Origin of the sequence: Protaetiibacter sp. SSC-01 (genome assembly GCF_014483895.1) — a bacterium.
In the GTDB taxonomy this organism is placed as follows: domain Bacteria; phylum Actinomycetota; class Actinomycetes; order Actinomycetales; family Microbacteriaceae; genus Homoserinibacter.
The window spans coordinates 1,643,546-1,665,091 of sequence record NZ_CP059987.1 but is presented as its reverse complement, the minus strand read 5'-3'; the positions used below and the strand labels follow the sequence as shown (position 1 = coordinate 1,665,091).

Below are 21,546 nucleotides of genomic sequence, written 5' to 3'. Positions count from 1 at the left end.
ATGCTCCTTATTCAGCCGTGTTCAGCCGTGTCGTTCTAGCTTAGCCGTCGGACTCAGCCGTGCAGAGGCTTCCCTGCGAGGGCCAGGAAGGCCTCGCCGAGCGCCTCGTTCTGAGTCGGGTGGGCGTGGATGTAGGGGGCGATGTCCTCGGGGTAGGCGTCCCAGTCGACGACGAGCTGCGCCTCGCCGATGAGCTCGCCCACGCGCGCGCCGATCATGTGCACGCCGACGACGGGGCCGTCGTTGACGCGGATCGCCTTGATGACGCCCGACGTGCCGATGATGTGGCTCTTGCCGTTGCCCGCGAGGTTGTACTCGACGGCCGTGATGTTCTCGGCGCCGTACTGCTCCTCCGCCTTGGCCTGCGTGAGACCCACCGAGGCGACCTCGGGGTCGGAGTAGGTGACCTTGGGGATGTTGACGTCCTCCACCTTGACGGGGTCGAGGCCCGCGAGCACCTCCGCGACGTAGATGCCCTGCTGGAAGCCGCGGTGCGCGAGTTGCAGGCCGGGCACGATGTCGCCGACGGCGTAGACGCCGGGAACCGTCGTCTGGAGCTTGTCGTCGACGACGACGAAGCCGCGGTCGAGCTGCACGCCGACCTCCTCGAAGCCCATGTTCGCCGTGAGCGGGCCGCGGCCCACCGCGACGAGCAGCAGGTCGGCCTCGACGGTCTCGCCGTTCTCGAGGGAGACGACGACGCCGTTCTCGTTCTGCGTCACGCCCGAGAAGCGCACGCCGAGCTTGAACTCGATGCCGCGGCGGCGGAACGCGCGCTCGAAGTGCTTCGAGATCGACTCGTCCTCGTTGGGGACGAGGTGGGGGAGCGCCTCGATGATCGTGACGTCGGCGCCCCAGCTCTTCCAGACGCTCGAGAACTCGACGCCGATGACGCCGCCGCCGAGGACGGCGACCTTCTTCGGCACGAAGTCGAGCGCGAGGGCCTGCTCCGAGGTGATGACGCGCCCGCCGATCTCGAGACCGGGGAGCGTGCGCGAGTAGGAGCCCGTGGCGAGGATGACGTTGGTGCCGCGGATGACCTGGTCGCCCACCTGCACCGTGTTCGGCGAGGTCAGGCGGCCGGTGCCCTCGATCGTCGTGATGCCGCGGCCCTTGATGAGGCCCTGGAGGCCCTTCCACTTGCCGGCGACGATGCCCTCGCGGTATGCCGTGACGGCGGCGATGTCGATCCCGCCGAACTGGGTGGCGACGCCGTACTTGGCGGCCTCGCGGGAGACGTCCGCGACCTCGGCGGAGTGGAGCAGGGCCTTCGTCGGGATGCACCCGACGTGGAGGCACGTGCCGCCCACCTTGTCCTTCTCGATGAGGGCCACGGACTTGCCGAGCTGGGCGTAGCGCAGGGCGGCGGCGTATCCGCCGCTTCCCGCTCCCAGGACGACGAGGTCGAAGGTCTGCTCGGACACTGGAGAAACTCCCTTGCGCTTCGCGTGTCGATTGCCCGCGAGATAGGTGGTGTCGCGGAGCGGGAAAAGGGCAAGGTGTTCCTTGCCGAGTCGACCCTACTACGCTCCCGCGAGGTCCGCCGTCAGGCCGATGAGCGTGCGGACGGCGACGCCGGTGGGGCCCTTGCCGACCGCGCCGTAGGGGCCGCCGGTGTTGTAGGCGGGTCCCGCGATGTCGAGGTGCGCCCAGCCGATCCGCGCGCCGGGGCCCTCGCCGCCCGACTCGCCCACGAAGGTGCGCAGGAAGTGCCCGGCGACGAGCATGCCGCCCGCCGTGTGGCCGAGCTTCGCATTTGCGAGGTCGGCGATGTCCGAGTCGAGCACCGAGCGCAGCTCGGGCGGGAGGGGCATCGGCCACATGGCCTCGTCGGCGCGCTCCGCCGCGGCGAGCACCCGCTCGACGGCGGGCTCGTCGCCCATGACGGCGACGGTGCGCTCGCCCATGGCGACGCGCGCGGCCCCCGTGAGGGTCGCGACGTCGACGAGCAGGTCGGGGCGCTCGGCGGCGGCGGCCGCGAGGCCGTCCGCGAGCACGACGCGACCCTCGGCATCCGTGTTCGTGACCTCGACCGTCGTGCCGCTCCAGGTGCGCAGCACGTCTCCGGGTCGCAGCGCCGTGCCCGACGGCATGTTCTCGGCGAGGCACAGCCACGCCGTCACGCGCACGGGAGTGCCGCGGCGGGCGGCGTCGAGCACCGTCGCGAGCGCGGTCGCGGCGCCCGTCATGTCGTACTTCATGGTCGCCATCGAGGCCGGCGGCTTGAGCGAGAGCCCGCCCGAGTCGTACGTGATGCCCTTGCCGACGACGGCGAGGTGCTGCCCGGCACCCTCGGGGGCGTAGCGCACGACGACGAGGCGGGGTGCGCGGCTCGAGCCGCTCCCGACGCCGAGGATGCCGCCGAAGCCCTCGGCGGCGAGACGCTCGGGCTCGTACACCTCGACCTCGACGGGCAGCCCGTCGGCGAGCTGCCGGACGCGCTCGACGAAGGTCTCGGGGTAGAGATCGGATGCCGGCTCGTTGACGAGGTCGCGCACGAGGTGCGTCGCGGTCGCGGTCGCTGCGGCGCCGGCGACGAGGGCGTCGCCGTCGATCCCGTCCGGCACGCGCAGCGCGATGCTGCCGACGGGGCGCCGCGCGGAGGTGTCGCCCGTGCGGTAGGCGAGGTAGGCGTAGGCGCCGCTCGCCGCCGACTCGAGGGCGACCTCCGCCGTCTCGTCGTCGGCCACGGGGAGCGCGAGCACGACCGACTCGAGCCCGCTCGCGAGCCGCCCCGCGGTGCCCGCGGCCGAGCGGATGGCGGCGCGGCCGGGCTCGGCGCCGAGGCCCACGAAGGCGATGGGGCTGCGTCCGCCCGGCAGCACGGGGCCGCGGCGGAACTCGTCGGGGGCACCCGTCACCCCGAGAGGGGAGAGGAGCTCGGCGACCTCGGCCGGCACGTCGTCCGCGAGCACCGGACCGTCGGCACCCTTCGTCACGCCGAGCACGAGGAGCGAGGCCTCGATGTCGGCGAGAGGGGCGGATGTGACGGAGAGCTCGGGTGCGGTCATGCGGTCAGGCTAGTCCCCGGCTGTCGCCTGTTCGCTGTGAGCATGACGCCGCGGGCCCCGTCATCCGGCGGCTCCCGCGGGGCGGCTTCTAGACTCTGAGCCATGGATGAGAACCCGCTCTACGAGGTCGTCGGAGACGTCTCCGACGTGCCCACGGGATTGCATCTCGTCGCCGGTCTCACGGGGTTCACCGACTCCGGTTCGGCGGTCGCGCAGGTCACGGAGCTGCTGCGCGGACTGCCCGTCGTGCGCGACCTCGTGGTGTTCGACAACGACGCGCTGCTCGACTACCGCGCGCGCCGCCCCGTCATGTACTTCGACGAGGATCACCTCGCCTCCTACGAGCCCTCCCGGCTCGTGCTCTCGCTCGTCGAGGACGAGCTCCACCAGCCCTTCCTCCTGCTGAGCGGCTACGAGCCCGACTTCCGCTGGGAGGGGTTCACGCGCGCGGTCATCGATCTCATCGAGCGGTTCGACGTGGCCGACACGACGTGGATCAACGCGATCCCGATGCCGACGCCGCACACGCGCCCCATCGGCGTGACGGTGAGCGGCAACCGCACGGAGCTCATCGACGCGTTCTCGATCTGGCGCCCGCGCACCCAGGTGCCGGGCAACATCCTGCACCTGCTCGAGTACCGCCTTCAGGAGGCGGGCCACCCGACCGCGGGCTTCGTGCTGCTCGTGCCGCACTACCTCGCCGACACCGAGTACCCGCTCGCCGCGGTCGCCGCGCTCGAGAGCATCGGCGCCGCGACGGGGCTCATCCTGCCCACGGACGAGCTGCGCGAGGAGGGCCGCGAGTTCACGCTCAAGGTCGAGGAGCAGGTGACGGGCAACTCGGAGCTCGAGCGCCTCGTGCGCACGCTCGAGGAGCGTCACGACAGCTACATGGAGGAGAACCCCCTCCCGTCGCCCCTCGTCGACGAGGACGGCGAGCTGCCGAGCGCCGACACGATCGCCGCCGAGCTCGAGCGCTTCCTCGCGACCCGGCGCGACGAGCCGCGCCCCTGAGAGACGGGGCTGCGGCGCCGCGTAGCCTGGGGGAGTGAACTCCGCGCGGTCCTGGCTCGTGTTCGCCGGGGCCGCGTTCGCATACCTCGTCGCCGTGCTGCAGCGCACGACGTTCGGCGTCGCGGGAGTCGAGGCCACCGAGCGGTTCGAGGTGAGCGCGGCCGTCATCTCCGCCGTCGCCGTCGTGCAGATCGTCGTCTACGCCGTGCTGCAGATCCCCGTCGGCGTGCTCGCCGACAGGTTCGGCGCGCCCGTGCTCATCGTCACGGGCGCCGTCGTCATGGCGGCGGGCCAGGCGACCCTCGCCTTCGCCGACGGCGTCGGGCTCGCGATCCTCGGGCGCGTGCTCGTCGGGACGGGGGATGCGGCCACCTTCGTGAGCGTCCTGCGCCTGCTGCCCGCGTGGTTCCAGGGGCGCATCCTCCCGCAGCTCTCGCAGTGGGTCGGGATGACGGGGCAGTTCGGGCAGATCGTCTCGGCCTTCCCCTTCGCGCTCCTGCTCGGGTTCGCGGGCTGGACCCCGAGCTTCCTCGCCGCCGCCGGTGCGAGCGTCGTCGCGGCCGTCGTCGCGGCCGGCCTCCTGCGGCGGGGTGCCGCGCTCACGACGACGGCCGAGATCGCCGCGATCGACCCCACGGAGCTCGGATTGCGCGCGAGCCTCCGCCGTGTCGGCACGCGTCTCGGCTTCTGGGCGCACCTGCTCGGCGGCTCCCTGCCGACGATGCTCGGCATCCTGTGGGGCTACCCCTTCCTCACCGCGGGGCTCGGCTACGACGCGGGGACGGCATCCGGCGTCTTCTCCCTCATGGTCGTCGGCACGCTCGTCTCGGGCCCCGTCATCGGCCTGCTCGTCGCGCGGCATCCCCTGCGTCGCAGCGACGTCGTGCTCGCCCTCACGTGGGCCGTGTTCCTCGTGTGGGCCGTCGTGCTGCTGTGGCAGCCAGTTCCGCCCGTGTGGCTCGTGTCGCTCTTCTTCCTCGGAGTGGGCGTGTGCGGGCCGGCGTCGCTCATCGGCCTCGACGTCGCGCGCAGCGAGAACCCGAGCCACGCCCACGGCTCGGCGACGGGCATCGCGAACTCGGGCGGCTTCGTCGGCGGGTTCGTGGCGATGCTGCTCGTCGGCGCGGTGCTCGACGTCGTCGACGACGTGCGCGTCGCATCCGGACTGCCGTCGGAGCTCTACAGCCTCGACGGGTTCCGGTACGCCTTCTTCTCGGTCTTCCTCGTCGCGCTCGTCGGCACGGTGGGCGTGCTGTGGACCCGCACGAGGGCCCGGAGGCGACTCGCCGCGGAGGAGGGAATACAGATAGCCCCCCTGTGGGTTGCACTCTTCAGCGCGCGCGTCGGGAGGCGTCCCCCGCGTGTGCGAGAATAGACAACCGAGACCCGGTCGAATCCCCGTCTCGCGCGTGACAGACAGGCGAGAGCCCGTCTCGATCGCGTGGGGGACTTGACACGGGTCTACGTACTGCCCAGACGCACCTCCCCACCCGCGAAAGGGGTCAGCATGGCCACCCCCCGCTCCACATCGACGAAGGAAGCGGTCAAGGACGACCGCGAGAAGACCACCGCCGCCGCCAAGACCACCAAGTCGGCGACCAAGACCACCACGAAGACCACCGCCAAGGCGCCCGCGAAGGCTGCCGCCAAGCCCGCCGCGAAGAAGTCGCCGGCCAAGGCCGCCCCCAAGGGCAAGGCGTCCGCGGCGAAGGCCAAGGACCCGGAGCTCGAGAGCGACGAGCTCGAGGACGACGCCGAGCTCGAGCTCGACGGCGACATCGAGGAGGCGACCGAGGAGGTCGCCGCCGACGGCGACGCCGACGAGGCCGAGGAGCCGGAGACCCCCGAGGCGAAGGACGACTCCGAGGAGGAGTCCGACGACGAGGAGACCGAGGAGGTCTCGACCGCGCGCGACGAGCCGCTTCCGACGGGCGCCCTGCGTCTGTCGATGACGGACGAGGACGACGAGGTCCCCGTCTACTCCGCCGCCATCACGGGCGCGACGGCCGACCCCGTCAAGGACTACCTCAAGCAGATCGGAAAGGTCGCCCTCCTCAACGCGGAGCAGGAGGTCGAGCTCGCGATGCGCATCGAGGCCGGTCTCTTCGCCGAGGAGAAGCTCTCGCACATGACCGACCAGGAGAAGCGCAGCCAGCTCGGTCGCGAGCTCTCCTGGGTCGCGCGCGACGGCCAGCGCGCCAAGAACCACCTGCTGGGCGCCAACCTCCGCCTCGTCGTGTCGCTCGCGAAGCGCTACACGGGCCGTGGCATGCAGTTCCTCGACCTCATCCAGGAGGGGAACCTCGGCCTCATCCGCGCCGTCGAGAAGTTCGACTACACCAAGGGCTTCAAGTTCTCGACCTACGCGACGTGGTGGATCCGCCAGGCGATCACGCGCGCGATGGCCGACCAGGCCCGCACGATCCGCATCCCCGTGCACATGGTCGAGGTCATCAACAAGCTCGCCCGCGTGCAGCGCCAGATGCTGCAGGACCTGGGCCGCGAGCCCACCCCCGAGGAGCTGTCGAAGGAACTCGACATGACCCCGGAGAAGGTCATCGAGGTGCAGAAGTACGGCCGCGAGCCGATCTCGCTGCACACCCCGCTCGGCGAGGACGGCGACAGCGAGTTCGGCGACCTCATCGAGGACACCGAGGCGGTCGTCCCGGCCGACGCCGTGGGCTTCACGATGCTGCAGAAGCAGCTCGAGTCGCTCCTCGACTCGCTCTCGGAGCGCGAGGCGGGCGTCATCCGCATGCGCTTCGGCCTCGGAGACGGGATGCCGAAGACGCTCGACCAGATCGGCGACACCTTCGGCGTGACGCGCGAGCGCATCCGTCAGATCGAGTCGAAGACGATGGCGAAGCTGCGTCACCCGAGCCGCTCGCAGTCGCTGCGGGACTACCTCGAGTAAGGGGCGCCGCGTGCGCGTGCTGCTGGCCGTCTGGGCTGCCAAGCTCGCGGCCGGCCTGCTGCGGGCCATCGGGCGTCAGGGGACGCACGTGCCCGGCAAGATCGCCCGCCGCATCCACCCGGGCATCCTGGGCGCCGTGCAGCACCCGAAGCGCGTCATCGCGGTGACGGGCACGAACGGCAAGACGACCGTGTCGAACCTGCTCGCCGAGGCGCTTCTCGGCGAGGGGCTCACGGTCGCGAGCAACCGAACGGGGTCGAACCTCGCGCCGGGCATCGCGGCGGCGCTCATCGCCGCCGTCGACTGGCGCGGCCGGCCGCGTGCCGACGTCGGGGTGTTCGAGCTCGACGAGCGCTCGGGGCGCCTCGTGCTGCCGGGGCTGCGACCCGACGTGCTCGTCTGCACCAACCTCACGCGCGACTCCATCAAGCGCAACGCCCACCCCGAGTACATCGCGTGGATCCTCAGCTCGGAGCTCTCCGAGCAGACGACGCTCGTGCTCAACGCCGACGACCTCATCGCGTCGTCGCTCGGCGGCGAGGCCAACCCGCGCGTGCACTTCGCGGTCGATCGCCTGCCGAGCGACACCGACGCCCCGACGGGCGCCGCGCTCGACGCCATGACGTGCCCCGTGTGCGACACGCGCCTCGCGTGGGACCACTGGCGCTTCAACCACATCGGCCGCGCCCACTGCCCGGCGTGCGGCTTCCGCTCGCCCGAGGCCGCCTACCGCGCGCGCGACATCGACCCCGCGGGCGAGCGCGTCGTGCTCGACCTCGACGGCGACGCCCGCGAGGCGCGGCTCGTCAACGACAACATCGTCAACGTCTACAACGAGATCGCCGTCGCGGCGGTGCTCGACGTGCTCGAGGTGCCGCGCGACCGCATCGTGCGCGCCTTCGACACCCTCGCGCCGCCGACGACCCGGTTCGCGTCCGAGCGCATCGGCGACGCGCTGCTCGTACGCCTCCTCACGAAGGGACTCGTGGGCGTCGCGTGCTCGCGCGCCTTCGAGTACCTGCGGTCGTTCCCGGGCCGCAAGGCCGTCGTCATGACGATCGACGAGTGGAGCGAGCGCGAGAACGAGGTCGAGAACACGGCCTGGATCTACGACGCCGACTACGAGTACCTCGCCGACGAGAGCATCGAGCAGCTCGTCGTGGGCGGCAACCGCCGCTACGACCAGGCGCTGCGTCTCGCGATCGCGGGTGTCGACCCCGCGCGCATCGTTACGCTCGAGTCGGAGACGGAGCCCGCCGAGCGGATCGACGTCGCCGGCGCCGACGTCGTGTTCAACCTCCACAGCGTGCACAACGCGCTCACGACCGGCAACCGGGTTCAGGAGCGGCTGCGGGCGCGCCTCGCCGATCGGGCGGGAGGCGGCGCGTGAGCGGCCTCACGATCGAGATGCTGTTCCCGGAGGTCGCGAACCTCCACGGCGACAACGCCAACATCACCTACCTCGCGCAGTGCCGTCCCGACGCCGAGGTCGTGCGCACGGGCCTCAACGAGCGCCCCACGTTCCTCGACCGCGACGTCGACCTGCTCTACCTCGGCCCCCTCACGGAGCGCGGGCAGCTCAAGGCGATCGACCGCCTGCGGCCGCACCGCGACGCGCTCGAGGCGCGCATCGCATCCGGCGCCCTCACGCTCTTCACGCACAACGCCGTGGAGGTGCTCGGCACGCGCATCCGCAACGCCGACATGGGCTACGACGTGGAAGGGCTCGGCCTCGTCGAGCTCGAGTCGACCCTCGCGATGATGGGCCGCTACAGCGGCAAGGTCATGGGCGCGGTGCCCGAGCTGCCCGTCGAGCAGCCGATCGTCGGCTACAAGTCGCAGTTCTCGATGCTCGAAGTCGCGCCGGGCGTCGAGGGGTTCCTCACGGCCGAGCGCGGCATCGGGCGCAACACGACGACGCCCGTCGAGGGCGTGCGGATGGGCGGACTCATCGGCACCTCGCTCATCGGCCCGTTGCTCGTCGTCAACCCGCACTTCACGCGCGCACTGCTCAAGCGGCTCGACCCTGACACCGAGCCCGTGCTCGCCCATGAGGAGTACGCGACCGCCGCCTACGAGGCGCGCCTACGCGAGTTCCGCGACGAGCGCCGGTGGCATCCCGGTGAGCGCGTTCAGAAGCCGATCGCGGCGCGGTAGCGGGGGAGAAGCCCCTCGCGGACCCCCGAGACCGAGGGCTTCGCCTGGTAGACGCCCGAGTTCGGGTTGCCCTCGATGATGACGGGTCCGTCGGGCGTGATGGCGACGTCCCAGCCGACGTACGGCACCTCGGGCACGACACGGGCGGCGCGCTCGAGCATCGGCACGACCTCGTCGTAGAGGGGCACCCGGAAGCCGACGATCGACGTGCCGGTGAGCGGATGCGTCGCGTAGCTCGTGCCGCTCTCGTCGAAGGCCGCGAAGTGCGCGGTGCCCGTCTCGTCGAGCATCGTGTACATGCCGCCGTTCGAGAAGTTGTCGATGTCGCCGCCGTTGCCCATCTTGAGCACGCTTGCGAGCACGTGGAGCGTCTCACCGTCGAAGTAGGTGATGACGCGCAGCGAGTTGACGCTCGTCGGGCACAGCGATGCCATCTCGGGGTGCTGCACGATGTAGCCCTCGAGCAGGAACTGACGCTCCGCGATCGCCTCGGCCACGAACGCGTCGACATCCGTCACCGCCGAGGCCTCGACCTTCTCGATGCCCTTGCCCGAGAGGCTGTCGGGCACCTTGAGCATCGCGCGGCCGTGGTCGTCGAGGAAGGCGCGCACGGCATCCGCGTCGGCCTCGCGCAGGTCGATCCAGTCGCGGCCGATGAAGTCGGAGAAGCGCGCGTTGAAGCGCAGCTTGTCGGCGAAGATGCGGCGCAGCTCAGGATGGTTGAGCGTCATCGCGAGGTGGTTGGACTTCGGATGCGTGATGTACGTGCGCCGCTCGGCGGCGGTCAGCATGACGACATCCCAGTCGAGGTAGTCCTGGAAGCCGAACTCGTAGCGCACCGAGCACCACAGCATGTCGGCGACGATGAGCAGTCGCGGCTTGCGGGTGAGGGAGCGTGCGGCGCCGGCGATCCGCCAGACGTTCGCGGGGTTGAGTCGTGCTGCGCGGTTCGCGAGGTACCGCAGTCGGCGGCCGAGGCCGCCGGGGGCTTCAGCCACTCAGCGTTCCTCGGCGAGTCGGCCGCTCTCGTCGTGCCACTCCAGCGCGCTCTCGATGAGCTTCGGCTTGTACTCGGTGCCGTGGTGGGCGCAGAAGAGCAGCTCGCCCGACACGAGAGTGACCCGGACGTAGGCCTGGGCGCCGCACATGTCGCAGCGGTCGGCCGCGCTCAGGGCGGGACGCTCCAGCTCGACGGTGCCATCGGTCGTGATCTGAGACATGTCCTGCTCCTTCCCTCGGGTCGCGGTGTGGTGCCGTGCGTCCATGTAAGCACGAGGTCTCTGACAATGCCGGGCAGGCGGCGGGTATTTCGCCCGTGGCGTACGACACACCCCTCTCATGAGGGCCTGGTCGCTCCCAGGCGCACGGTCTAGGGTGGCGGGCCATGGGGGAGCAGCAGGGAGCCGTCCTCGACGCCGTGCCCGAGGTCGAGGCCGCCGACGCCGAGCAGACAGCTCGGCGGCGGGGCCGGATCGGGCGTCGTGGCGCGGTCGTCATCGCCGTCGCCGTGACGCTCGTCGCCGCGGGCGGCATCTGGGGAGGCGTCGCGTGGGCTGAGCAGCGCGCCCATGACGAGGCTCTCGCTCTCGCGACGGATGCGCGTGCCGACGCCGTCGAGGCCGTCGTGGGGCAGCGCAGCGTGCTCGAGGAGCTCGGCGCGGATGCGGACGCTGCGATAACGCTGCGCGACGCCGTCGCAGCGAAGGTGCTCCCTCACACCGGCCTGCTGGGCGGTGCCGAGGCCGTCGCGCCGGTGGTCGCGGCTCACGAGGATCTCGCGCTCGCGCTCGCGGAGCTGTTCGGCACGGAGGCGCCGGGAGCGGATGCCGAGCTCGGCATCCGTCCCTTCCCCGCACCCGCGCCCATCGACAAGGCCGCGCCGACCGAGGCGCTTCGCGAGCTCACCGAGGGGTTCGGCGCGGACGCAGCGGCCGCCGCGGAGTCGCGCGGTGAGCTCGAGGAGGAGTCGGGGCGGATCGGCGAGGTGAACGGTGCCCTCGGCGAGGCGCTCGCGAACCTCGCCGGCACGATCGGAGGCGTCAACGACGCACTCCTCGCCGCCCGCACGCTCGCATCCGGTGACAGCAGAAGCGCGGCCGTCGCGGCCGCCGAGGCGCTGACCGCCGCGGAGACGCCCGCCGAGCTGCCGCCGCTGTTCGCGGGCTACGCGTCCGCGGCGGCGGCCGTGATCGCGGCCCACGACGCCGAGGCCGCGCGGATCGCCGCGGAGCAGGCGGCCGCCGAGGCGGCCAAACGCGCGCGCGGCGGCAGCCCCCGCGCCGGCGGCGGCGGTGGCGGCGCCGGCGGTGGTGGCGGCAGCGTGACCTCCGCGAGCGAGCAGCGCGGAGTGCTCACCGAGACCAACGCGCATCGCGGCGCCAACGGCGTGGGCGCGCTCGTGTGGAACGGCACCCTCGCGAGCCGGTCCTGCTCCTTCGCGGCCGAGCTCGCGGCCCGCAACGGCGACCTCTACCATTCGGGCTGGTCGAGCGGCTTCCGTGCCTGGGCCGAGAACGTCGCCTACGGCTACGGGAGCGCCTCCGGCGTCGTCAACGGGTGGATGAACTCCTCCGGGCACCGGGCGAACATCCTCAACGGCACGTACACGATGATGGGCGCCTGCTCGTCGACGTCGAGCACGGGCCGCGTGTACTGGGTGCAGCAGTTCGGGGCCTGACGCGTCGCCCCGGGTGAGCCTCCACGGCGGCGTGGGCGGCCGCGGTTAGGCTCGTCCGGTGACCGACTACTCCGCCCGTCATCTCTCCGTCCTCGAGGGTCTCGAGGCGGTGCGCAAGCGCCCCGGGATGTACATCGGCTCGACCGACTCGCGCGGTCTCATGCACTGCCTGTGGGAGATCATCGACAACTCCGTCGACGAGGCCCTCGCGGGCCACGGCTCGCAGATCGAGGTCATCCTGCACCCCGACGACTCGGTCGAGGTGCGCGACCACGCGCGCGGCATCCCCGTCGACATCGAGCCCAAGACGGGGCTCACGGGCGTCGAGGTCGTGTTCACGAAGCTCCACGCGGGCGGCAAGTTCGGCAGCGGCTCGTACGCCGCGTCGGGCGGTCTGCACGGCGTGGGCGCGTCGGTCGTCAATGCCCTCTCGGAGCGGCTCGACGTCGAGGTCGACCGCGACGGCAAGACGTGGGCGATGTCGTTCCACCGCGGCGAGCCCGGCGTCTTCGCCGACACGGGCGAGCCGACGCCCGACGCCCCGTTCACCCCGTTCGTCTCGGGCAGCGAGCTGCGCGTCGTCGGCAAGGTCGCCAAGGGCGTGACCGGCACGCGCATCCGCTACTGGGCCGACCGTCAGATCTTCACGAAGGGCGCCGGGTTCCAGACCGAGGAACTGCTCGGGCGCGCGCGCCAGACGGCGTTCCTCGTGCCCGGCCTCGGCATCGAGATCACGGACGAGCGGGCCGAGGAGCCCACCGTCCAGAGCTTCCGCTTCGAGGGCGGCATCAGCGAGTTCGTTGAGCACCTCGCCCCGGATGCGGCGCTCACCGATGTGTGGCGCATCCAGGGAACGGGCGGCTACACGGAGACCGTCCCCGTGCTGCAGGAGAACGGGCACATGGTGCCCACGGAGCTCGAGCGCGAGTGCCAGGTCGACGTGGCGCTGCGCTGGGGCACGGGCTACGACACCGTCTTCAAGAGCTTCGTCAACATCATCGCGACGCCCAAGGGCGGTACGCACCAGGCGGGCTTCGAGCAGGGGCTCCTCAAGTTCCTGCGCGCCGAGGTCGAGAAGAACGCCCGCCGCCTCAAGGCAGGCAGCGACAAGCTCGAGAAGGACGACGTGCTCGCGGGCCTCACGGCCGTGCTGACGGTGCGCCTCCCCGAGCCACAGTTCGAGGGCCAGACGAAGGAGGTGCTCGGCACCCCTGCTGTGCGCGCGATCGTCTCGAACGCGATCGTCAAGGGCCTCCAGGCGCGCTACGCGAGCACGAAGCGCGACGACAAGGCCCAGTCGGCGCTCGTGCTCGACAAGGTCGTCGCCGAGATGAAGTCGCGCATCTCCGCGCGCGCCCACAAGGAGACGCAGCGCCGCAAGAACGCGCTCGAGAACTCGTCGCTGCCCGCCAAGCTCGTCGACTGCCGTTCCAACGACGTCGCCGACACCGAGCTCTTCATCGTCGAGGGCGACTCCGCCCTCGGCACCGCGAAGCTCGCGCGCGACTCCGAGCACCAGGCGCTCCTGCCCATCCGCGGCAAGATCCTCAACGTGCAGAAGGCGTCCGTCGCCGACATGCTCGGCAACGCCGAGTGCGCCTCGATCATCCAGGTGATCGGCGCGGGCTCGGGCCGCAGCTTCGACCTCGAGGCGGCGCGCTACGGCAAGGTCATCATCATGAGCGACGCCGACGTCGACGGCGCGCACATCCGCACCCTGCTCCTGACGCTCTTCTTCCGCTATATGCGGCCCATGATCGAAGACGGACGGGTCTTCGCGGCTGTGCCTCCGCTGCACCGCGTCGTCGTCGTGAACCCGGGCTCGAAGCCCAACGACATCATCTACACGTACTCCGAGCAGGAGCTTCAGACCGTGCTCGCGACGCTCAAGAAGCAGGGCAAGCGCTACCAGGACCCGATCCAGCGCTACAAGGGCCTCGGGGAGATGGATGCCGACCAGCTCGCCGAGACGACCATGAGCCGCGCGCACCGCACCCTGCGCCGCGTGCGCATCGAGGATGCGGATGCCGCGAACCGCGTGTTCGAGCTGCTCATGGGCAACGACGTCGCGCCGCGCAAGGACTTCATCATCGCGGGGCAGGGGCTCGACCGCTCGCGCGTCGACGTGTGACCGCGCTGCTGGTTGAGTAGCCGCCGGAGGCGGCTCACCCCGCTGGTTGAGTAGCCGCCGGAGGCGGCTCACCCCGCTGGTTGAGTAGCCGCCGGAGGCGGCGTGTCGAAACCAGCCCCGATGCCACTCGCGCGGCTGGTTTCGATACGCCCGCTACGCGCGCACTCAACCAGCGGTGATTCGCGACTAGAGCGCCCGCCCGATCGAGCCGACGACCGCGTCGAGCGGCGTGCCGGATGCATCGCGCTTCGCACCCGCCTCGGGGAGCGTGCGTGCGGCGCCGTCGGGGGTGACCGCGAGTGCGGGAGCAGGGCCCACCCACGCGAGCGCGAGCGCGCTCTCGCCCTTGAGGAACGAGTGCGAGCGCACGCCGCCCGTGGCGCGGCCCTTGGCGGGGAACTCCGCGAAGTGGGACACCTTGCCGCGACCGGGGTCGGTGCCGGGGAGCGTCTCGGTCGGGGTGGAGATCGTCACCACGACGGCATCCTCGGGGTCGACCGCGCCGAAGAACACCACGGTGGCCTTCGCCGAGAGGTTGATGCCCGCCATGCCGCCCGCGGCAACGCCCTGCGGGCGCACCTGCGACGCGGAGAAGTGCAGCAGTTGGGCGTCGGATGCGACGAATACGAGCTCGGCCCTGTCGCCTGCCTGCGCGACGCCCACGACCTCGTCGCCCGGCTTGAGCGCGATGACCTCGAAGTCGGGCCGACTCGGGTAGCCGCCGGGCGCGACGCGCTTGACGACGCCCTGGCGGGTGCCGATCGCGATGGGCACCTCGGCCCCGAGCGAGACGAGCCCGAGCACGCGCTCCTTCTTGTCGATGCCGAGGTAGTCGTTGATGCGCGCGCCCGCCGCGAGCTGCACCGAGTTCGCGGGCACGGAGGGCAGGTCGACGGGCGTGAAGCGGATGAGGCGCCCGTGCGAGGTGATCGCGCCGAGCTCGCCGCGCGTCGTGCCGCGCACCGCGGAGAGGATCGCGTCGTGCTTCGAGCGGCGCGTCGACGGCAGCGGGGCCTCGGTGCCCTCGGGCAGGTCGACGCGCACCGCGCGGCCGGTCGTCGAGAGCACGACGAGCGTGGGCGCATCCGGGATCTCGAGCGAGACGGCACCCGCCTTGCGCGACGCCGCCGTGGCCTTCACCTGTGCGCCCGCCTCGGTGAGGAGGGTGCGGCGCGGCGTGCCGAAGCGCTCGGCGACGTCGTCGAGCTCGACGCCCACCTGCGTGCGGATGCGCGCGGGGTCGCCGAGGAGCGCCTCGAGCTCGGCGATCTCGGCGCGCAGCTTGTCGCGCTCGGCCTCGAGCTCGATGCGGCTGAACTTCGTGAGCCGGCGCAGCTGGAGCTCGAGGATGTAGTCGGCCTGGAGCGTCGAGAGGTCGAAGACGTCGATGAGGCGCGCACGCGCCTGGGCGGTGTCGTCGCTCGAGCGGATGACCTGGATGACCTCGTCGATGTCGAGGATCGCGATGAGGAGGCCGTCGACGAGGTGCAGGCGCTCCTGGCGGCGGGCGAGGCGGTACTGCGAGCGGCGCGTGACGACCTCGACGCGGTGGTCGAGGTAGACGCGCAGCATCTCCCGGAGGCCGAGCGTCTGCGGGCGCCCGTCGACGAGCGCGACGTTGTTGATCGAGAAGCCGTCCTCGAGCGGCGTGAGCCGGTAGAGCTGCTCGAGCACCGCTTCAGGCGAGAAGCCCGTCTTGATGCCGATGACGAGCCGCAGGCCGTTCTTGCGGTCGGTCAGGTCGGTGACGTCGGCGATGCCCGTGATCTTCTTGGCGTTAACGCCGTCCTTGATCTTCTCGATGACCTTCTCGGGGCCGACGAGGTACGGCAGCTCGGTCACGACGAGGCCCGTGCGGCGCGCGGAGATCTGCTCGATCGACACCTTGGCGCGCGTCTTGAACGAGCCGCGGCCCGTCGCATACGCGTCGCGGATGCCGTCGAGCCCCACGATCGTGCCGCCCGTCGGCAGGTCGGGACCGGGCACGTAGGCCATGAGCTCCTCGAGCGTCGCCTCGGGGTTCTCGAGCAGGTGGCGCGCGGCTCCCGCGACCTCAATGAGGTTGTGCGGCGCCATGTTGGTCGCCATGCCGACCGCGATGCCGCTCGCGCCGTTGACGAGCAGGTTCGGGAACGCCGCCGGCAGCACCTCGGGCTGCGTCAGCTGGTTGTCGTAGTTCGGCACGAAGTCGACGACGTCCTCGTCGAGCGACTCGACGAGCGCGAGCGCCGCGGCCTGCATGCGCGCCTCGGTGTAGCGGGGTGCGGCGGGCCCGTCGTCGAGCGAGCCGAAGTTGCCGTGCCCGTCGACGAGCGGAACGCGCATCGTGAAGTCCTGCGCCATGCGCACGAGCGCGTCGTAGATGGCGGTGTCGCCGTGCGGGTGCAGGCGGCCCATGACGTCGCCCACGACGCGAGCCGACTTGACGTGCCCGCGGTCGGGTCGCAGGCCCATCTCGTTCATCTGGAAGAGGATGCGGCGCTGCACGGGCTTGAGCCCGTCGCGGGCGTCGGGGAGCGCGCGCGAGTAGATGACGGAGTAGGCGTACTCGAGGAACGAGCCCTGCATCTCGGTCGAGACGTCGACGTCTTCGATACGTTCGCCGGAGGCAGGTGTGGGCGAGGTCTTTTCGGGCGGAGTCATAGGATCGTCGCCATGCTACCGGCGGCGAAAACGCACAGGCTGAGCCTCGCGGATGTCGTGCCGAATTGCCTCGACGCCCTCGCGGGCAGGAGGGGCCCGATGGGGCTCCCGCCCGTCGAGAAGGTCGTCGTCGTGGTCGTAGACGGACTCGGTCACGCGCAGCTCGAGGCGCACCGCGGCCACGCGCGCACCCTCGCGAAGCGCCTCGACCACGACCCGGCGATCGGCGCGGGCTTCCCGACGACGACCGTCGCGGCCCTCGCGACCCTCACGACGGGGGAGCCCGCCGGCCGCCACGGTCTCGTCGGCTACCGCGTCTACGACCCCGACCACGACCGCGTCGTCAACCAGCTGAGCGGCTGGGACGGGCTCGACCCGGCCACCTGGCAGCGGATGCCGACCCTCTTCGAGCGGGCGGCATCCGAGGGCGTGCGGAGCGTGGCGATCACCCACCCCCGCTACCGCGATTCGGCGTTCACGCATGCGGTGCTGCGAGGCGCCGAGTTCCTGGGGGCGGGGGACTCGGGGGAGCGCCTCGCGCTCCTGCGCGGCGTGCTCGCCGACCCCGGACCCGCGCTCGTCTACTACTACGTTCCCGACCTCGACATGGCGGGGCACGCGAAGGGCGTCGCCTCGTCCGAGTGGGTGTCGGCGCTCGAGGCGCTCGACGCCGAGCTCGCCCTCGTGGCCGGCGCGCTCGGCCCGCGCCACGGCATGGCCGTGACGGCCGACCACGGGATGGTCGACGTGCCCCTGCACGCCCAGCGCATCGCATCCGCCGACCTGCTGGAAGGCGTGCGTCACGTCGCGGGGGAGCCGCGGTGCCTGCAGCTGCACCTCGAGCGGGGGGTCGACCCCGCGGGGGTGGCGTCCGCCTGGCGCGCGTCGGAGGGCAAGCGCGCGTGGGTGGGCACGCGTGACGAGGCGCTCGCATCGGGCTGGTTCGGCGCGGTCGACCCGGAGGTGCTGCCGCGCATCGGGGAGGTCTTCGTCGCTGCGCGCGGCGACCACGCGTACTACGCCGACGCCGACGACCGTGCGCGCGGCATGGTCGGGCAGCACGGCTCGCTCACGCCGGGCGAGACGGTGGTGCCGTTCCTGCGCTTCGGCGCGTTCGCCTGAGGCCGGACGGTCGGCCGGTCAGCGGGCGGTCAGTCCTCGTCGCCGCGGGCGCCGAAGACGATCTCGTCCCAGCTCGGCATCGACGCACGGCCGCGGCGCTTGCCGAGCGGCCCTGTCGCTCCCGAGGAGCCCGAGGCCTTCGCGGTCGGCGCCGAGCTCGGAGCCGAGGTGAAGGCGGCGGGCACGGGCTCGTCGGGCACGCCCTCGAGCGGCACGTCGACGAGCTTCACGACCCCCGTCGAGGGGTGCGCCGCGAGGCCCTGCTCGCCCTCGTCGAGGTCGAGCGGCTCGCGCTCACCGCGGCGACGGCGGAGCGCCTCGAGCAGATCGGCCGTGTGGTGGGTCGTGCTCGGCTCCTCGGCGACCGCGGGGCGGCCGCCGAACTCGAGCTGCGTGAACTCGACGGGCGTCACGACCGTGTCGTCGCCATCCGTCTCGACGGCGAAGGCGCCCGAGTCGAAGCGCGCGTCGTCGCGCTCGTCGAGCGGCACGGCGCGCAGGCGCGGGATGAGGCTCGGCGGGAGCTCGCCCTGCTGCGAGAGCTGCACGGCCTCCTGGTTGAGGGGCTGCAGCGACTGCTTCTTCGGATCGAAGCCCCAGCGGGCGTCGCGCTCGATCTCGGCGGCCGTGAACGTGAGCTTGACGATCCAGCCGCCGCCCTGCTCCTTCCAACTCGCCCAGCGCTCGCCCTGCGCACCCGCGTCGGCGAGCCGTTCGCGGATGACGGAGCCGAACGTCGCGCCAGAGGCGAGCGGGTCGGTCTCGACGGCCATGTGCACGGGCACGTTGAGGGCCGACTCGATGACGTACTCGCGCTCGGCGACGACGGGGCCCTCGAAGCGGCGGATGTACTCGAGCGACGCGCCCGTGACACGGGCGACGTCCTCGGCGGTCATGCCGGCGCGGATCTGCGCCTGGATCTCCCGCGGTGCGAGGCGGCGGATGGGCCCGGGATCGGGCATGGAAGCGCGCAGGCGCGACTGCACGGTCTCGTCGACCTCGACGCGGAACTGCTCCCCGTCATCCGAGGCGACCAGGAGCGAGCCGTTCTCGACTCCGATGACCTTGAGTTCTTGCATGCTGAACCGACCTCCAGGCGTCAGGATTCGAGGCCAGGATGACACGAGCTCGGTCCGGATCCGGGGAATAACGCGGGCGTGCCGCGAGTTGCATTGCCCGCGGTTCCCGGCGTGTCTGGGAGCCGGCTGGGAGGGTTTGCGCTTCGGCATCCGATGATGCAGACTGACGCCGCTTCACCCGCACGCGCCGATGGAAATGGATGGGAATGGCTACCGATTACGACGCCCCTCGGAAGACCGACGACGACACCGAGTCGATCCAGGCCCTCCAGGAGCGTGTCCCCGACAAGCTGTCGGGCGTGGTCGACGTCGATGACGCCGACAACCCGGGTTTCGAGCTCGCAGGACAGGACCTCTCCGACGTCGACCTCGACGTCGTCGTGCTCCCGCCGCAGGAGGACGAGTTCACCTGCATGAACTGCTTCCTCGTCAAGCACCAGTCGCAGTTCGACCACAACTCGGACCTCGGTCCGATCTGCGCGGAGTGCGCCGCCTAAGCGCGGGCTGAGCTGATCGCCGCGGCGAGCTCGTCCGCACGTCGACTCGACACGAGCCAGTAGGGCGTCGGGTCGGCGGGATCGACGAGCTCGACCCGCACGACGTCGGGGATCCAGCCGCGGATGAGGAGCCACGCGTCCGCGTGGAGCCCTGTTCCGCGCTCGCGCACCGCATCCGCGCCCTTCGCGGCGACGACCTCGCCGACGACCGAGAGCGGCAGGCGGGCGCGGCCCGCGCGGAGCACGCCGTCGGCGACCTCCACCGTGGGCGTCGTGAACAGCAGCAGCCCGACGATCCCGCCGTACAGCACGATCGCGACGATGATCCCGACGATCATGTCGATCGGCAGGAACACGAGAAGGGACGCCGGGATCACGAGCGCGGTCGCGATGTAGATCCACGGGGCGGGCCAGAGTCGTTCACGGTAGGACATCACCCTTATTCGACCATGGACTATCGTCGTGGGGTGACCGAGTCCGTCGAGGTGCTGTTCCGCGGCGACACCGTCCCCGAGTACGTGCACCCGGGCGACGCGGGCGCCGATCTCGTCTCCACAGACGATGTCGTGCTCGCCCCCGGTGAGCGCGCCGTCGTCGGCACGGGCGTGTCGATCGCGCTGCCGGACGGATACGTCGCTTTCGTCGTGCCGCGCAGCGGCCTCGCCGCCAAGCACGGCATCACGATCGTCAACAGTCCCGGAACGGTGGACGCGGGCTACCGCGGAGAGATCCGGGTCACCCTGCTCAACACCGACGCGCGTGAGAGCTACGCCGTCGCCGCGGGTGACCGCATCGCGCAGCTCATCGTCATGCCCGTGAGCCGGGCGCGCTTCATCCCGGTCGAACGCCTCCCCGGCTCCGACCGCGGTGAGGGCGGCTTCGGCTCCACCGGCTACTCGACCCGAGGAGGAACCCCATGAGCGACGTCCCGATGGATGACGCGCCCGTCGAACAGCCGAAGTCCGCTCCGGCCGACCGCGCCGAGAACGGCCCGCTCGACGTCGCCGAGGCGAACGCCGTGCGCCCCTACGTCGACCTCGGCGGGGTCAAGATCCTCCCGCGCCCCGAACTCGCTCTGCGTCTCGAGATCGAGGAGGGCAGCAAGCGCGTCGTCGCCGTCGCCCTCGACTACGCGGAGTCGACGCTGCAGGTGCAGCCGTTCGCGGCCCCGCGCTCGAGCGGCCTCTGGCACGAGATCCGCGAGCAGATCGTCGAGCAGATCGCCCGTCAGGGCGGCACGACGCAGACGGTCGAGGGGCCCTTCGGTCCGGAGCTGCGCGCGGAGATCCCCGCTCCCGCCGGCAACGCCCCGGGCGTGCGGATCGCGCGCTTCGTCGGCGTCGACGGTCCGCGCTGGTTCCTGCGCGGCGTCATCAGCGGCAAGGCGGCGGTCGACCCGGATGCCGCGGCGCAGGTCGAGGACCTCTTCCGCAGCATCGTCGTCGTGCGCGGCAACACCCCGATGCCGCCGCGCGACCTCATCCCGCTGACCGTTCCCGCGAACGTGCAGCCGGGCGGCCAGGCCTGATGTCCTCGGGCGACGCGTCGGGGGAGCCCGGCGCGCACGATCGCGCCGAGGAGCCGGCAGTCGAGGCGACCCCGAGCTTCTCGGATGCCATGGCCGTCGCCGCCCGGCGCTCGGGCCTCGGGCATGTGAAGCCGGGCGAGGCGCCGAGCGGGCGCGCGCTGCTCGCAGCCGTGGGCGGCATCCGGGGCCTCGTGGAGTCGATCCTGCCGCCGCTGCTCTTCCTCGTCGTCTACACGATCACCCAGCAGCTCGTCCCGTCGGTGCTCGCGCCGCTCGGTCTCGCCGTCGTGTTCATCGCGGCGCGCCTCGTCATGAGGCAGCCCGTCATGACGGCCGTCGTGGGCGCGCTCGGTGTCGGAGTCTCGGCGGGCCTTGCGCTGTTCAGCGGCCGCGCATCCGACAACTTCCTGCCCGGGCTCATCATCAACGTCGTGCTGCTCGTCGCGATGCTCGTGAGCATCGCCGTGCGGCGACCCCTCATCGGCGTCATGGCGGGCCTGCTCACGAACGACCCGCACTGGCGGGACGACCCCGCGAAGGCCCGCGTCGCCCTCATCGCGACGATCGTGTGGGCGGCGCTGCCGGCCCTGCGCCTCGCGGTCGAGGTGCCGCTCTACGTCGCGGACGACGCGGCGGGTCTCGCGGCCATGAAGCTCCTGCTCGGGATCCCGCCCTACGCGATCGTGCTGTGGGTCACGTGGCTGCTCATCCGCAGCGCATGGACCGGCGCGTCGGACGCGGAGAGCACCGAGAAGGCGTAAGATATCTCGACG

Annotated in this window: 19 protein-coding genes; 12 read left to right on the top strand and 7 right to left on the bottom strand. The window is 71.5% G+C overall.

Annotated elements, in window-relative coordinates; genetic code table 11:
- Nucleotides 1-53: 53 nt before the first annotated feature.
- Nucleotides 54-1,424 (bottom strand): dihydrolipoyl dehydrogenase, encoded by a 1,371-nt coding sequence (lpdA, locus tag H4J02_RS07865; protein WP_187674088.1) that lies wholly within the window; start codon nt 1,422-1,424, stop codon nt 54-56.
- A 99-nt stretch (nt 1,425-1,523) separates the two neighbouring features.
- On the bottom strand, nt 1,524-3,011 hold the full coding sequence (locus H4J02_RS07860; protein ID WP_187674087.1) for a leucyl aminopeptidase: 1,488 nt from the start codon (nt 3,009-3,011) through the stop codon (nt 1,524-1,526).
- A 102-nt stretch (nt 3,012-3,113) separates the two neighbouring features.
- Here H4J02_RS07860 and H4J02_RS07855 point away from each other — a divergent pair, with 102 nt between their 5' ends.
- The 5 genes from H4J02_RS07855 to H4J02_RS07835 all read left to right on the top strand — a co-directional run bounded on the left by H4J02_RS07855 (nt 3,114) and on the right by H4J02_RS07835 (nt 9,096).
- The gene (locus tag H4J02_RS07855) at nt 3,114-4,025 is read left to right on the top strand and encodes a proteasome assembly chaperone family protein (protein ID WP_187674086.1); all 912 of its coding nucleotides are present in this window, start codon (nt 3,114-3,116) and stop codon (nt 4,023-4,025) included.
- Between the two features lie 34 nt (nt 4,026-4,059).
- Nucleotides 4,060-5,400, top strand: a complete 1,341-nt coding sequence (locus tag H4J02_RS07850) for a nitrate/nitrite transporter (RefSeq protein WP_187674085.1) — start codon at nt 4,060-4,062, stop codon at nt 5,398-5,400.
- Nucleotides 5,401-5,532: 132 nt separating this feature from the next.
- Nucleotides 5,533-6,939 carry an RNA polymerase sigma factor gene (locus tag H4J02_RS07845; protein ID WP_187674084.1) on the top strand — a complete coding sequence of 469 codons (1,407 nt, stop codon included), beginning with the start codon at nt 5,533-5,535 and terminating at the stop codon, nt 6,937-6,939.
- A 10-nt stretch (nt 6,940-6,949) separates the two neighbouring features.
- Nucleotides 6,950-8,329 (top strand): Mur ligase family protein, encoded by a 1,380-nt coding sequence (locus H4J02_RS07840; protein ID WP_187674083.1) that lies wholly within the window; start codon nt 6,950-6,952, stop codon nt 8,327-8,329.
- Nucleotides 8,326-9,096, top strand: a complete 771-nt coding sequence (locus H4J02_RS07835) for a hypothetical protein (RefSeq protein ID WP_187674082.1) — start codon at nt 8,326-8,328, stop codon at nt 9,094-9,096. The genes H4J02_RS07840 and H4J02_RS07835 overlap by 4 nt, the downstream gene beginning before the upstream one ends.
- Here H4J02_RS07835 and H4J02_RS07830 read toward each other — a convergent pair.
- Both H4J02_RS07830 and H4J02_RS07825 read right to left on the bottom strand, forming a co-directional pair.
- Nucleotides 9,072-10,094 (bottom strand): sugar-transfer associated ATP-grasp domain-containing protein, encoded by a 1,023-nt coding sequence (locus tag H4J02_RS07830; protein WP_187674081.1) that lies wholly within the window; start codon nt 10,092-10,094, stop codon nt 9,072-9,074. The two genes, H4J02_RS07835 and H4J02_RS07830, sit on opposite strands and share 25 nt — an antisense overlap.
- Entirely contained in the window at nt 10,095-10,316 is a 222-nt protein-coding gene (locus H4J02_RS07825) for a hypothetical protein (RefSeq protein ID WP_187674080.1), read from the bottom strand.
- 164 nt (nt 10,317-10,480) lie between these two features.
- Between H4J02_RS07825 and H4J02_RS07820 the strand changes: the two genes are divergently transcribed.
- Nucleotides 10,481-11,773 (top strand): CAP domain-containing protein, encoded by a 1,293-nt coding sequence (locus tag H4J02_RS07820; RefSeq protein ID WP_187674079.1) that lies wholly within the window; start codon nt 10,481-10,483, stop codon nt 11,771-11,773.
- Nucleotides 11,774-11,831: 58 nt separating this feature from the next.
- A complete protein-coding gene (locus H4J02_RS07815) occupies nt 11,832-13,904 on the top strand; it encodes a type IIA DNA topoisomerase subunit B (protein ID WP_187674078.1) in 2,073 nt (690 codons plus the stop codon).
- Nucleotides 13,905-14,090: 186 nt separating this feature from the next.
- Here the strand turns inward: H4J02_RS07815 and H4J02_RS07810 are convergent, their stop codons facing one another.
- Nucleotides 14,091-16,547 carry a DNA topoisomerase (ATP-hydrolyzing) subunit A gene (locus tag H4J02_RS07810; protein WP_187674077.1) on the bottom strand — a complete coding sequence of 819 codons (2,457 nt, stop codon included), beginning with the start codon at nt 16,545-16,547 and terminating at the stop codon, nt 14,091-14,093.
- A 99-nt stretch (nt 16,548-16,646) separates the two neighbouring features.
- On the opposite strand from H4J02_RS07810, the gene H4J02_RS07805 reads away from it, so the two are divergent.
- Nucleotides 16,647-17,669, top strand: a complete 1,023-nt coding sequence (locus H4J02_RS07805; RefSeq protein WP_262405981.1) for an alkaline phosphatase family protein — start codon at nt 16,647-16,649, stop codon at nt 17,667-17,669.
- A gap of 29 nt (nt 17,670-17,698) precedes the next feature.
- Here H4J02_RS07805 and sepH read toward each other — a convergent pair whose 3' ends face one another.
- Nucleotides 17,699-18,748 (bottom strand): septation protein SepH, encoded by a 1,050-nt coding sequence (sepH, locus tag H4J02_RS07800; protein WP_187674075.1) that lies wholly within the window; start codon nt 18,746-18,748, stop codon nt 17,699-17,701.
- Nucleotides 18,749-18,954: 206 nt separating this feature from the next.
- Between sepH and H4J02_RS07795 the strand changes: the two genes are divergently transcribed.
- Nucleotides 18,955-19,245, top strand: a complete 291-nt coding sequence (locus H4J02_RS07795; RefSeq protein ID WP_187674074.1) for a DUF4193 domain-containing protein — start codon at nt 18,955-18,957, stop codon at nt 19,243-19,245.
- Here H4J02_RS07795 and H4J02_RS07790 read toward each other — a convergent pair.
- Entirely contained in the window at nt 19,242-19,679 is a 438-nt protein-coding gene (locus H4J02_RS07790) for a DUF3093 domain-containing protein (protein WP_222942153.1), read from the bottom strand. The genes H4J02_RS07795 and H4J02_RS07790 overlap by 4 nt on opposite strands.
- 15 nt (nt 19,680-19,694) lie before the next feature.
- Here H4J02_RS07790 and dut point away from each other — a divergent pair, with 15 nt between their 5' ends.
- The 3 genes from dut to H4J02_RS07775 are packed head-to-tail and all read left to right on the top strand — an operon-like array spanning nt 19,695 to nt 21,534.
- Nucleotides 19,695-20,165, top strand: a complete 471-nt coding sequence (gene dut, locus H4J02_RS07785; RefSeq protein WP_187674072.1) for a dUTP diphosphatase — start codon at nt 19,695-19,697, stop codon at nt 20,163-20,165.
- A complete protein-coding gene (locus tag H4J02_RS07780; RefSeq protein WP_187674071.1) occupies nt 20,162-20,773 on the top strand; it encodes a DUF3710 domain-containing protein in 612 nt (203 codons plus the stop codon). Before dut ends, H4J02_RS07780 begins: the two co-directional genes overlap by 4 nt.
- Complete coding sequence (locus H4J02_RS07775; RefSeq protein ID WP_187674070.1) at nt 20,773-21,534, top strand: DUF3159 domain-containing protein; 762 nt, start codon at nt 20,773-20,775, stop codon at nt 21,532-21,534. The genes H4J02_RS07780 and H4J02_RS07775 overlap by 1 nt, the downstream gene beginning before the upstream one ends.
- The last annotated feature ends 12 nt before the right edge of the window (nt 21,535-21,546 follow it).